The organism is Pseudomonas sp. NPDC090203 (assembly GCF_044746765.1).
Taxonomy (GTDB): domain Bacteria; phylum Pseudomonadota; class Gammaproteobacteria; order Pseudomonadales; family Pseudomonadaceae; genus Aquipseudomonas; species Aquipseudomonas putida_AD.
Genome location: NZ_JBIVCV010000017.1, coordinates 25,847 through 38,526 on the forward strand (window position 1 = coordinate 25,847; position 12,680 = coordinate 38,526).

Genomic DNA, 12,680 nt, shown 5'->3' on the forward strand with positions numbered 1-12,680 from the left:
AGAGGTTATCGGCGGGGAGGGGGTGGGCTTGAGATTGGGGTGCGTTCTGAGCCCTGGCCACGAAGCCGTGCTGCACAAACTCCCTCAGTGTCGGCCAAACTTAATATCTACTTTAGTGAGTGTTAAGTCAGATAATGTTTATTCTGGCAAACATTAAATAGCCGTAGTCCATCTTTTAAAGCGTGCTAAAGTCGATATTATCTAGCCTAACGCTCAATTCAGTGAACATTATGGAAGCCTTCTTCCCCGTCGCCTGCGCCGATAGCCTCAGCAAAATCGGACTTCTCGTCAAGGCCAGGCGCCTGGCCCTGGGCTTGCGTCAGTCCGACATCACCCAAGCCATCGGCATCTCCGCCCATACGCTTCGCAAGATCGAAGGCGGCTCCGAACGCATAGACCTACGGTCTTTCATGCTCGTGCTCTGGCGCCTGGGCCTCACCGAACAAGTCTTCGCCTCGCTGGACGGGATCGAGCAGTCGTCGCAGATCAGCCGATATGTCCAGGACGACGACACCTACCAAAGCCTCGCGTCCCGGCGGGTAAGACTGGTCAAACCCAAGCCGGAGGACTTCTGATGTCTCGTGCCTATATCTACATGGAGCATCCGCAGACTGAAGAGTTGCTGACGCTGGGGAGGCTGACGCTGAAGGGGGCGGTGGGTGAGTTTGTCTATGCGCCAGACTACGTCGCGCGGGGAGGGTGGGTGCCTGATCCCGTCAACTATCCCCTGCGCGGCGAGGCGTATACCGGTATCAGCAAGAATCGCGGTATTCCGGGGTTCATCAACGACGCGATGCCGGACGGCTGGGGAGAGCGGTTGCTGCATCGCACCTATGGCCAGGAGTTGGCATCGATCGATTATTTGCTCAAGTCACCGAACAGCGATCGGATTGGCAACCTCATGGCCGGCACTACCCCTGAGCCAACCGCAGGTTTGGGAGACAGCCCGATGCCCACACTCAAAGGCCTGGCAAAATTCGTCGAGGCGTGCGAGGCCGTGTACGACAATCAACTGGACGAACATGCGATCAGGGCGCTCGCCATCCGCCAGCAGCGTTCCTCACTCGGAGGCGCGCGACCGAAGCGAACGCTGCAGGACAAAGGGATGCTGATCCTGGCAAAACCCCGGGACCGCTACGACGATTACGATTTACCCGCGATTGAATTTGCCTGCATGACCTTTGCCGCCTCAAAGGGCATGAACGTGGCCAAAACCGCCTTACATGCAGAAAAACCAGCGACCTTGCTGATCGAACGTTTTGACCGCACGCCTCTCGCCGAGGGGGCAAGACGAATCCCCATGCTCAGCGCACTGACCTTGCTGGACTCGGAATGGAACGACCAACACCACCACGACTGGCGATACGCGGCAGTCGCCGATGAAATGCGTAGGCGTGGTGTGCCGGACGAGGACCTGCAAGAGCTGTTTAAGCGCATGTGCTACAACGCGCTGGTCGGTAACGGTGATGACCATCCGCGCAATCATGCAATCATCTGGCTGGAGGGCCAATGGCGTCTTTCACCCATGTACGACGTGCTGCCGATCCTCGGCGAGGGCCCCGCGCAAACGCTGGCCATGGCGGTTGGAAAAGAAGGCCGGAAAGTGAGCCGTGCAAACCTGCTCAGCCATCACGCGCACTTCGCGCTGTCCCTCGACGACGCCCGCAATGTGCTGGACGAGGTGGCGAGCTGGGAAGACGCGTTGAAAGCGCATTACGGCAGCTGGTTGGCGGGTACCGATCTTGATATGGCGTGTGAGGCGGTGAATTCGTCGCGTATGCGGGGGTAGATACGTGGTGGGCGACGTTATGCAAATCCCAAGTACTGCAAACGTTTCGGAAACCCCCTACAGCCTCTCTAGGCTTGTGCCTGCATCGTCCCTTCCCCGTAACTGGCATAAAACGGCCCTGTAAGAGGGCGGATCGTCACAGTCTCGACATGTCTGGACATTGATGCGTTCTCGCACCTCATCCACACGTGCAGGGAACGCCTCGCCGATGACGCCCTATCGAATTCAAGAAGCCGATCTCGAAGTCCCTCAGTCCTGGCAGGACCAAAGCATCAACATCTTCAAATTGCCCGCTGTGGGCGGGGCGAAGGAGGCGAGTTTCGTAATCAGTCGTGATGCCGGTCAAGGTGACGAGACGTTCGCTGATTACATTGCCAATCAGTTGAAGAGTGCGGAACAGCAGTTGCCTGGGTTCACACTCGTCCAGACCTGGGACTTCGTTCTTCATGGCCACCCTGCGTCACTGCTGGACTACACATGGCAGCGCGAAGGCCGGGACCTGTTCCTGCGGCAGGTGTTCATTGAGCACAAGCCTGCCGTGCTGATAACCACCCTTACCACACATCCCGGCGATCTCATTCACCACGAGGCTGCCTGGAAAAAGGTGATGGCCACGCTGACTCCCAGGCCGACATTAACCGAGGCATCCACCAGCCCAGGAAGCTGACGGCTAATGGATGCGCAGGCCGCAGCACGTCTGGGCGACGAAATAGCTCACGGTTTTGGTGTTGCCGCGATGATCGGCGGAGCCGTGGCCGGCGCGTTGATCGGGGCGGCAGTAGTCGCTGCCGCAGTCGCCACGGGAGGTGTAGCGCTCGCGATCATGGCCGGGTCGATTGCGGCAGGCGGTTTGTCGATGTACCAGGTTGTCAAAGGTCTGAGCGCAATTTTCAACCTGCCAGAGCCCGCCACCGGGACCCTGATCCAAGGCAGTTTCGACGTCTTCATCAACAACCGCAACGCCATGCGAGCTGGCGAGGATCCATCTGCATCCTGCAGTGGCTTGCCACTCAGTCATCCGATGTGGCCGTTTTCGGTGCTCATCGCCGAAGGTAGCGCGACGGTTTACATCAACGGCAAACCTGCCGCGCGCTTGCACAGCAAGATGGTGTGTGGGGCGCACATCAAGAGCGGTAGTGAGAATACGTTTATAGGAGGGCCGACGGAGTCGGTGGCGTTTGTCCTCAACATCGAGAGCTGGATGCACACCGGCCTCGAAGCGCTGGGTTTTATCGCCGCAGGGGCGGGACTTGTGCTGGCTGCCATGGCTGGCGTCACTGCACTGGTGGGTGTCGTGGTGGTCGGCGGAGCGGTCATCGGTGGGTTGGCTTTACTGGGAGAACTAGGTGATCGGCTCGGGCCAGGTTGTCGTGATCTGTTCCAAGGAATAGCAGGCATGGCATTGCTTGGCCTCGGGCCGAGAATGGCGAAGCTGGCCAAGCCCACCGACCCTCCAGCCAACAAGTTCAAACCCGGCTTCACCGAAGCTGACATTCTGGCCATGCCCAAGGGGTCAAGGCCGGAAGCGATAGAGTATCTCGAGGCTAAGTATGTTGCCGAGCATCTGAGCCTATTCGACAAGGGAGCATCGCGCTTCATGACTCAGTCTAACCTGGAGAAGTACGGTATAGCGCAGCGCGATGGAACGTCCTTCATAATGCCCAAGTATGAAGCGGACCAACTCTGGGTTAGTACGAACGGTGACAAGCGCGCAATAGAAAAAGCGCTTGGACTGCCAAAAGATTTTCTTGAAAACAATACCCTGATGCGGGTTGATATACCGACACCAAGAGACCTTAACTTACGTATTCCTTCAGGAAACGAGGCTGGAGCAAACGAATTGTGGATTCCCGGAGGCAAACTACCCGGTGGCAATAGTGAAGCGGTCATCGATGCCGGAGCTATCGCTGCAGGTGCGATCACTCACTTCCCATTGCACTTTTAGGAAAATCATGAAGTTCAAAGATATCCTTGTCAGCGCTGAGCATATGTTCTCCTTGGGAGTCGAGGAAACTACAGGTCGATTTTATGTGTCATTTCCGGTCAGTAACGGGATGGTCGACTACGAGGAGTATTATGTGATCGATCGCCCTACCTTAGAGCTTTTCCAAAAGGATGTTGAGGCAGCTGTGTGTTTTGTGACGCGCTGCAGGCGAAGAGAGCTTGATGCGCTCCTGATGATTCAGCCCGGGGCGAACAGAGGCACTGCACTCTGATGTGCGGCGTTGCCAGCACTCGGTTGTGCCGCGCTAAGGCAGGTCAGATAACCTAGAAGCGGTTTGAAAAAGGCTCGCCTGCAATGGATGAGTTTTCCGCCGCCCGCTCAGAGCAAACACACCCACCGCCGAAAGCGGGCGCGATGTATTACGACGAGGTGAGAGGTGGTCTTGGGAATCAACAATATGAGTAGTCTCGAAAACGCTATCGCGCTGGAGTGCTTGGCAAGAAAGGTCAAGATGGCCGACGACATCCGGGACGACCTCGACCTGACCCGGCTCCCTACCGTCACTGATAAAGATCAGCAGAGGGGCGCCGAATACCATCGTGCTCTGACCAGCTTATTGGGTGTTGAGTGAGCAATCACCTGCCTCTACGCCTGACACTTTAGAGGACATGATGAGATAGCGAGGGAACTGCTTGAGGACAGATTCCCGGCGGGGATTGATTATTCGGTCGTCGCCTTCCCCGAAAAAAACGCCTCCACCGCCGAGTCAATTGTCGCTTTGATGCCCTCACCTCTGGCATCCACCTCACCAGCACCGCCCGAATTCAGATCCAGCCGGCCTCCGGTATCGATATCACCTTTGCCGCTTGCGTAGATCTTGAACGATGAGCCCGAGATGTTGATTTCGCCACTGGCGTTCAGCTCCATGACGCTTTGCCCACAAACGAGGCGAATCCGGGAGCCAGCTTCAATCAGGTATTCGGTGCTCACGCTGTCGGATTTGGCACCGCCTACCTTCAGCGTGTCGTTGCGCCGGACCGCGCGCAGTCGATCCTGGCCAATGGTGACGGTCTCATCGTTGCCAATGCTTTTTGCCCGGTCATGTCCCACGGAGTGGCTTTCATCCACTTCCACGACGATGTCCTGATTGCGCTCGGCATGGATGTACAACTGCTCGGCGCCTTTCTTGTCTTCCATGCGGATTTCGTTGAAGTTCGCTGGCGTGCCGCCTTTGCTCGACCGGCTTTTCATGCCGCTCTGCGTTGCGTTGGCGGGCAGATCGTAGGGCACGGTCTGTTCTGCGTTGTAGACGCGGCCGGTGATGATCGGGCGGTTGGGGTCGCCTTCCAGGAAGCTGACGATGACTTCCTGTCCGATGCGCGGAATCTGCATCGATCCCCAGTTCTTGCCGGCCCAGGCTTGTGAAACGCGGATCCAGCAGGAGCTGTTTTCGTTGAACTGATCGTGGCGATCCCAATGGAAATGCACCTTCACCTGGCCGTACTGGTTGGTGAAGATTTCCTCTTGTTCGGGGCCGACGACCACTGCGGTCTGTGGGCCCCGGACGATGGGACACGGGGTGTCGGCGGGCGAACGAAAGCTCTGGTGGGCGTCGATGCAAACCAGGGTGCTCTGAAATTGCGGGCCTGAAGAGCTGATGCCCGATTCCAGGCGTTCTTGGGTGATGCCGTATGTCGCACCGACGATCAGGTACTCGCGATTTTGATCCCGGCGGCTAAAGCCGCTCATGCTGAACAGATGCCCAGCGCCTAGCCCACGGGCGTTGCTGCTCAGGTCGATGCGTTCGTGCTGGCCCTGGATCGCCTCGATACGTGTCCGGGCGTAGTGTTCGCCGTCGTCACTCTGGACGTAGGTGCCGGGGTAATCGAACAGCGGATAGCCCCCCGCTGCATGGGGACGAGGCATGGCCGAACGCACGTCAATGTGTGCGCTGGGTCGCTGGAAGTCATAGTCGTTGAGCTCCAGGGAGCCGGGTTGCACCTGTTGCGCCATGCGCCAATCGCTGATGTGGTCGCGTTCGCGGTGTTGGCCGTCTGGAGGATAGAAGGGGACCGTCTCGTAGCCGGGCTCGGGCTGATGTGCGCCGTACGCATCGGCGAGCACCATGACGTGGCGATCTTTTTCATGGCGGAAGAAATAGTAGATGCCTTCCTGCTCCATCAGGCGGCTGACGAAGTTGAAGCTGGTTTCGCGGTACTGGACGCAGTATTCCCACTCGCGATAGGGGCGGCTTAGAGCATCTTGGAAATCGGAAAAGCCCAGATCGCGGAACACTTGCTTGATGATCTGCGCAACGGTCATGTGCTGGAAAATCCGGCAGTCCGAGGTGCGGGTCAGTAGCCACAGCCAGGGTCGCAGAACGACCTGATAGCTTGCGAACTGACCGTCATCGACACCCTGGCTGCAGCTTGCGACCAGGCCGTGAAAATACCGGGTGCGCCCCGCACTCATTTGCAACGCCACACTCATGGGTTTGCCCAGTAACTGGTTCAGGTCAATGGCATCGTCACTGGAGGTCAGCTGTAACCTGAATTCGAACAGGCGCCCCAGATCATCGCCGCCGGTCATCTGGCTGAGTAACAGGATGTCCGGCCCCAGGGGACTGCTGACTTGGGCGAAGCGAGTGAGCTGCATGAATTGCATGGACTGATCCGCTGATATATTCATTTTGACGACCTGTAGTAGCGCGGCTTGGCGGCGATAGCATCCCGCCGGCAAACCCTGCTGCTAAAAATTCATGTTTCGTCGTTGCTGAACCGGTACTCGAACTGGTTATCCCGCGCACGGACGCTCACATTCGCCATCGGCCTGGCTTCCAGTAGGCGCGTGAGGAATTCGCGGCTCATGTCCGGCAGCAGGGTGTTGGTCAGGAGGGTATCGATCATCCGTCCGCCACTCTCGGTTTCGCCGCAGCGCGAGACGATCAGATCGATGACCCCGTCGTCGTAGTCGAATTGCACATTGTGCGTGTTCTCGACCCGTTTCTTGATGCGGTCCAGCTGCAGGCCAGTGATCGTTCTGAGCATGCTGTCGCTGAGTGGGTAGTAAGGGATGGTCACCAGGCGACCGAGCAGCGCGGGCGGAAAAATTTCGAGTAGTGGCTGGCGCAGCGCCTGCGCGATGTCTTGGGGAGGGGGCATGTGTTGCGCGTTCTGACACAGACGCGAAATCAATTCGGTGCCCGCGTTCGTGGTCAGCAGGATCAGGGTGTTCTTGAAGTCGATGACTCGACCTTCGCCATCCTCCATCACGCCTTTGTCGAACACCTGGAAGAAGATCTCGTGAACATCCGGATGCGCTTTTTCCACCTCGTCGAGCAGTACGACGCTATAAGGTTTGCGCCGTACCGCTTCAGTCAGCACGCCTCCTTCGCCGTAGCCGATATAGCCCGGTGGCGCCCCCTTCAGGGTAGATACCGTGTGGGGCTCCTGGAATTCGCTCATGTTGATGGTGATGAGGTTCTGTTCGCCGCCATACATGGCTTCCGCCAAAGCCAGCGCAGTTTCGGTCTTGCCCACGCCTGAGGTACCCGCCAGCATGAACACGCCGATGGGTTTGCTCGGGTTGTCCAGGCCCGCGCGAGAGGTTTGAATACGTTTGGCGATCATCTGGAGCGCGTGGTCCTGACCAATGATGCGCTTTTTCAGGTGGTAATCGAGGTTCAGCACGGTTTCCAGCTCGTTGCGCGCCATGCGCCCCACGGGGATGCCGGTCCAGTCCGCCACCACCGAGGCTACGGCCTGATAGTCCACAGTGGGCAGAATCAACGGGTTTTCACATTGCACAGCGCTGAGTTGCGCCTGCAATTCGGCCAGTCGATCACGCATGCGATCAGACTGTGCGGTATCCGTCACAGGATTCGCTGTGCCGGTGATCTCGTGTAACTCGGCGCGGGTCGCCAGCAGCTCATCGACCAGCGACCTTTCCTCCTTCCAACGCTGCTCCAGCTGTACGAGCCGCTCACGCTCGATCCCTGAAAGGATTTCGTTGCTGAGGCGTCGAGCACTGGTGTCGATACCAATGGAGTGCTCACGGGCGATGATCTGAAGCTCGGTTTCCAGCGCCTGGATGCGTCTGCGACTGTCGTCTACCTCGGCCGGCACTGCATGCAGGCTGACCGCAACCCGTGCACAGGCAGTGTCGAGCAGGCTGACGGATTTATCCGGCAACTGCCGCGCCGGAATGTAGCGGTGGGACAGTTTCACCGAGGCTTCCAGTGCTTCGTCGAGGATCTGCACCTGATGATGCTGTTCCATGGTTGAGGCCACGCCGCGCATCATCATCAGCGCCTTGTCTTCGCAGGGCTCGTCCACCTGCACCACCTGAAAGCGCCGTGTGAGGGCAGGGTCTTTCTCGATGTGTTTCTTGTATTCGGCCCATGTCGTGGCGGCAACGGTGCGCAGAGTTCCCCGCGCCAGTGCCGGCTTGAGCAGGTTAGCCGCATCACCGGTCCCGGACGCCCCTCCGGCACCGACCAGCGTATGAGCTTCGTCTATGAACAGAATGATCGGCTTGGGCGAGGCTTGAACCTCCTCGATGACGTGACGCAAACGCTGTTCGAACTCGCCCTTCATGCTTGCGCCAGCTTGCAGCAGACCCAGGTCCAGGCTGCGCAACTCGACGTCCTTGAGTGCGGGCGGTACGTCGCCGGCGACGATTCGCAGGGCCAGTCCCTCGACAACAGCGGTTTTGCCGACACCTGCTTCACCGGTGAGGATCGGGTTGTTCTGCCTGCGGCGCATGAGGATGTCGACCATCTGCCGAATCTCTACGTCGCGGCCGACAATCGGGTCCAGTTCGCCGCTGCGTGCCTGTTCGGTCATATCGACCGTAAACCGTCCCAGTGCTTCCTGCTTGCCCATGGCGCTGGGGGCGATGGCTCCGCTGGCTTCGCCTGGCGTTGCACCCGTGGCCAAACCATCCCTGACGTTTTCCGGGGAATCGCCAATGTATTCACAGAAGCGTTCGGACAGGGATTCGACCTTGACCTTTTCAAACTCGGACGACAGGGCGAGCAGCCCGTTGCGCAGGCTTGCTGTCTTGAGAATTCCGATCAGCAGATGACCGGTGCGTACCTGGCGCTCACCGAACATCAGGCTTGCATACACCCAGCCCCGCTCAACGGCCTCCTCGACATGGGACGACAGGTCGGTAACCGAGGTCGAGCCGCGGGGCAGGTGATCCAGCGAATCGGTAAGGTCTCGGGCCAGATGTGCGGGCTCGATACTGAACTGGCGAATGATGCGGTGCAGGTCGCAGTCCTGTAGCTGCAACAACTGATGAAACCAGTGGGCCAGTTCCACATACGGATTGCCTCGCAGTTTGCAGAACACGGTGGCAGCTTCGATGGCCTTGTATCCGGTGCTGTTGAGTTTGCCGAACAGTGCGGCGCGACTGATCTCACCCATGTTCCATGCTCCTTGCTGATTGGTGTGGATGAATGCCTGATGCTGTACCCGCAGTGCGGGGCGGATCCGCGTATTGATGGGCCAGGATCAGATCGTCGGCGTCTGTCGAAGGGCTTCCCAACCATGTGTTGTAGCCCAGGCGAAACTCGCCATTGAGCTGGAGTTTCGGGACCTGCCGCTGGTGCAGCACCAGGTTCAGGTCCCAATCCAGCTCGTGACCCTGGTACTCGATGACCCACGCCGCCAGATGCCGGAATGGCTCGCCGCCGGGCAGCATTTCCATGTACTCATCCAGCGTGAGTGGGCCCAGGCGAATGCGGAATTTGTGCTGGCGATCCCATACGTGGCTACCCAGGCAAAAATCGATACCCAACTGATTGGCGCAGGCGCCGAGGCCGCTTCGCTCGGGTAGTTCCAGCCACTGGCCGACAAACTCCACGATCTGGACCGGTAGGGCGAAGTAGTCCTCGATAATGGCTTTCAGGCCGTCGGGGTAGCGGGTCTTTGCAGAAAGATGCCCGCTGAAATGCAGCTTGGCGGGGCCTGGAATCGGCCCGTGGTCCAGAAGGCGCGACGTGCCGCGACCACTGAATGCGGCCAGCCGTGCAGACCAGTAGTCATCATCTGGCCGGTCATGGCTGACGGTGGGCCGCGCCTCTGCCCAGGCCCGATAGAACAGGCTCAACAGGCGGTGATGAAAGATGTCGAGGAAGCGTTTGCTGCTATCGTCGGCATTGTTGCGCTGGCGCTCGCGTACGTACTCGGTCAGGTGCAGAGGTAGCGGCCCGTTAGGTCCGCCAAGACCGAAGAAAAATTGCTCCAACCGCGCCGGTTTTACCTCGTCCTCAAGCGTCATTGCCGCCAGCGTGGAAGGTGCAAACGCGCAATCGGGTTGCTGACCCAGGCGTATCGGGTCGTCCACCAGGCGCAACGAGTGACCGAGGCGTGGCAGGTGCGGGGATTCGCATTCGATACGCCGCAACGCCTGAAAGAAATCGTAATTCCAGGGCTGCGCGTGAATATCGGTGAGGATGCTCACAGGGTCGGACGCCTGCCGGGCTTGGCTTTCCATCGCATGATCTCGCCGCGCTGGCTGGTGCGTAGCACGGTCTCGGTAAAGCTGTTGGTGGATGCGTAGCGAGACAGAAAACGCTCGAATACTGCTCCCAGCAAGAACACGCCGGTGCCACGGAAGGCGTTTTCGTCGAACTCCAGGGCGATCTCCAGTCCACGCCCGAAGACGATCGGGCCGGGCATGGGTAAGCGGCGCGTGCAAGGTTTGCTGCTCGCCTCACGCAAGCCTTCGATCTGCAACTGCAGTGTGGTGTCGCTGCTGTCACCGTACAGCCGCAGCAGTTCACGCAATGCGGCAGCGCCTTGGCCCGGCTCACTCAGCGAAAGGTAGTTCAGCGACAGTTGGCTGATAAGGCGCCATGCCTGCTGATCGTGGGCATGACTGGTGCGGGGGCGGCTGGGGCGGGTCACGCAGCGGATCGACGAAACCGGCGCGCTACCCGCCAGGGTGAAGTCGGTCTTGCCGCTGCCTACGCTCATGAACAGCGGCAGGTCGCGGTTGGTGCACAAAGCGCTTACACCTAATTGGCGCAGCTCGAGGCTACAAGGCGCCTGCCGGTTGTCCACCAGACTGACAAATGTTTCGCTGCCTACATAAGTCGAGCGCATGCCCGTGCGACGCTGGTCGCTCGATGGAATACGCGGCTCTCGGCGCACCGTGTAGTAGGCATTGTCCCGGCCGTAACGCGACGGGTCGCGCACCGCGTAGAACGGCAGAAACCCTTGCTCGGGGCCGTTGCCGTACCCGGTGACGCCGGTCAGAGAGTGGATTTCGAAATCCATGGGCCGAGTGCGGTCGGCAATGACGTGATGCTCATTGACGCGGTCGCTGAGGTGAATCCGGTCTATCCGACGAGGAAACAGGTTGATCGCAGGGGTACAGAACGGCAGAAATTGCGCGGCCCCGACACTGCCTTCAAGACTCTGGTCGAGACGGTCGAACAACACGATCACCTCCAGCTCTTGCCCGGTGCAACGCTGCACAGCACGGCCGAGGTGGCTGAGGACAACAAACAGATAGCGCTGCGGGAGTGCGAAGTATTCCTGCAACAGGCGGTAACCCTGAAACGCCTGGGCGACCACCGGCATTGCCGCTTCACGGTCGTCCAGCCCGCAGGGTTGTAAGGCATCGACCGGCAGACGCTCGACCCAATCGGCTCCCGGCTGTCGGGCGAATACTGCGCAGGCATTGCCGAGCAGTTGCTCATAAAGCCTGAATGGCAGTTCGTCTGCACCGTTCAGGTAAAGGGGCAGATGGTTCAGGTTCAGGCTGTTGAATGGCAGATCGGCGCCGGTGTGCAAGGTTAGTCGCAAAGCGGCCCTGGCCTTCGGTTCGCTGGCCGCCAGGCGTCCGAGCACCGTGGCAGGGTTGCCGAAGTATTCAGCCTGGCTGATCTTGAGCGGCCACAGTGTCACTTCATGAGCGCTGCGGTACTCGCAGGACGTTTGCGAATCGCGCCCCAGGGTGGCACGCAATACGCTGTCACGGGGCAGGATGAATCCGCTGTCGAGCGACCCGTCGTCCGGGTCGATCTGCATCTGCACAACGGTCATCGACGGTGTAGGTGCCAGGTAGTGCGGGTAGGCGATTTCCAGCAGACTTTGGGTGAAGGTGGGGTACTCGGCGTCGAGTTTGAGCTGCACGCGAGCCGTGAGGTATGCAAACCCTTCCAGCAGACGCTCGACATAAGGGTCTGCGCAGTCGATCCCGGACAGCGTGAGCCGTCCTGCGATTTTCGGGTATTCCCTGGCGAACTCCGCCGCGCTCTCGCGTACGTGTTGCAACTCCTGGTTATACAGTTCCAGCAGGCGCGGGTTCATGGGCGTCTCCGCTGTTCGGCTTGCGCGACGTGCACCTTGCCGGACTCAAGATCCAGATCGGTGCGTAACAGCAGCGGCACTGCTACGGGCTGCGCCCACAGATCACCTTCGATCTCGAAACTCAGAGCGTTATGGTTCATCTGCTCCGGCCGCGCCTGGGCTCTCACCCGCAGGGTATGCCGTACAATTCTTGGCTCAAAGGTGGTGATAGCCCGATAGATCACGTTCTCCAGCACGGTCACATCAATGTTTGACGCACTGTTTCCTGCCAGCGCGGGCAGGCCGAAATTGACCACCGACGAGCCTGCCGGGGTGTGCAGCGTTGCATGGGTGTCGAGCAACGACGTGGTGTTGAGCAGCCATGCAAGATCCCGCAGCACTGAGGCCTTGAGCTGGTTGAGTGACAACACTCGCCTGTCCGCACTTTCCTGCGGATTGCCGGGCTCCTCGTCGGTAAGACGGTCAAGGAGCGATGGCTGCAGACGTTCTCGTAGGGGCAAGCCAGGCAGGGCCATACGTCAGGCGCCGGAAGCAGGGCTGAAATGGGAAAAAACTAAGACGACCTCGGCTATCGAGTTGCCTTTGATTTCCCCGATCACGATGAAAATATCAACAGCCATGT

The 12,680-nt window shown here is 59.2% G+C and carries 11 protein-coding genes; 6 read left to right on the forward strand and 5 right to left on the reverse strand.

All coding sequences use genetic code 11. The annotated features are described in order from the left end of the window. Positions 1–230: 230 nt before the first annotated feature. The 6 genes from ACIPO9_RS24230 to ACIPO9_RS24255 all read left to right on the forward strand — a co-directional run bounded on the left by ACIPO9_RS24230 (position 231) and on the right by ACIPO9_RS24255 (position 4,365). Positions 231–575 (forward strand): transcriptional regulator, encoded by a 345-nt coding sequence (locus ACIPO9_RS24230; protein WP_400783955.1) that lies wholly within the window; start codon positions 231–233, stop codon positions 573–575. Further along, positions 575–1,789 (forward strand): type II toxin-antitoxin system HipA family toxin, encoded by a 1,215-nt coding sequence (locus ACIPO9_RS24235; protein ID WP_400783956.1) that lies wholly within the window; start codon positions 575–577, stop codon positions 1,787–1,789. Before ACIPO9_RS24230 ends, ACIPO9_RS24235 begins: the two co-directional genes overlap by 1 nt. A gap of 208 nt (positions 1,790–1,997) precedes the next feature. Next, positions 1,998–2,456, forward strand: a complete 459-nt coding sequence (locus ACIPO9_RS24240) for a DUF1795 domain-containing protein (protein WP_400783958.1) — start codon at positions 1,998–2,000, stop codon at positions 2,454–2,456. A 6-nt stretch (positions 2,457–2,462) separates the two neighbouring features. Beyond that, positions 2,463–3,734, forward strand: coding sequence for a PAAR domain-containing protein (locus ACIPO9_RS24245; protein WP_400783960.1), 1,272 nt, complete (start codon positions 2,463–2,465; stop codon positions 3,732–3,734). A 7-nt stretch (positions 3,735–3,741) separates the two neighbouring features. Beyond that, complete coding sequence (locus tag ACIPO9_RS24250; protein ID WP_400783961.1) at positions 3,742–4,005, forward strand: hypothetical protein; 264 nt, start codon at positions 3,742–3,744, stop codon at positions 4,003–4,005. 186 nt (positions 4,006–4,191) lie between these two features. Further along, a complete protein-coding gene (locus ACIPO9_RS24255) occupies positions 4,192–4,365 on the forward strand; it encodes a hypothetical protein (protein ID WP_400783963.1) in 174 nt (57 codons plus the stop codon). A gap of 89 nt (positions 4,366–4,454) precedes the next feature. On the opposite strand, the gene ACIPO9_RS24260 is transcribed toward ACIPO9_RS24255, so the two are convergent. The 5 genes from ACIPO9_RS24260 to tssE form a co-directional block, all read right to left on the reverse strand. Next, the gene (locus tag ACIPO9_RS24260) at positions 4,455–6,398 is read right to left on the reverse strand and encodes a type VI secretion system tip protein VgrG (protein ID WP_400783964.1); all 1,944 of its coding nucleotides are present in this window, start codon (positions 6,396–6,398) and stop codon (positions 4,455–4,457) included. A gap of 92 nt (positions 6,399–6,490) precedes the next feature. Next, complete coding sequence (gene tssH / locus ACIPO9_RS24265; RefSeq protein WP_400783965.1) at positions 6,491–9,163, reverse strand: type VI secretion system ATPase TssH; 2,673 nt, start codon at positions 9,161–9,163, stop codon at positions 6,491–6,493. Further along, positions 9,156–10,235, reverse strand: a complete 1,080-nt coding sequence (tssG, locus tag ACIPO9_RS24270; protein ID WP_400783967.1) for a type VI secretion system baseplate subunit TssG — start codon at positions 10,233–10,235, stop codon at positions 9,156–9,158. Before tssG ends, tssH begins: the two co-directional genes overlap by 8 nt. Then, on the reverse strand, positions 10,199–12,058 hold the full coding sequence (gene tssF / locus ACIPO9_RS24275) for a type VI secretion system baseplate subunit TssF (protein ID WP_400783968.1): 1,860 nt from the start codon (positions 12,056–12,058) through the stop codon (positions 10,199–10,201). The genes tssG and tssF overlap by 37 nt, the downstream gene beginning before the upstream one ends. Then, positions 12,055–12,573 (reverse strand): type VI secretion system baseplate subunit TssE, encoded by a 519-nt coding sequence (gene tssE / locus ACIPO9_RS24280; RefSeq protein ID WP_400783969.1) that lies wholly within the window; start codon positions 12,571–12,573, stop codon positions 12,055–12,057. Before tssE ends, tssF begins: the two co-directional genes overlap by 4 nt. Between the last annotated feature and the right edge of the window lie 107 nt (positions 12,574–12,680).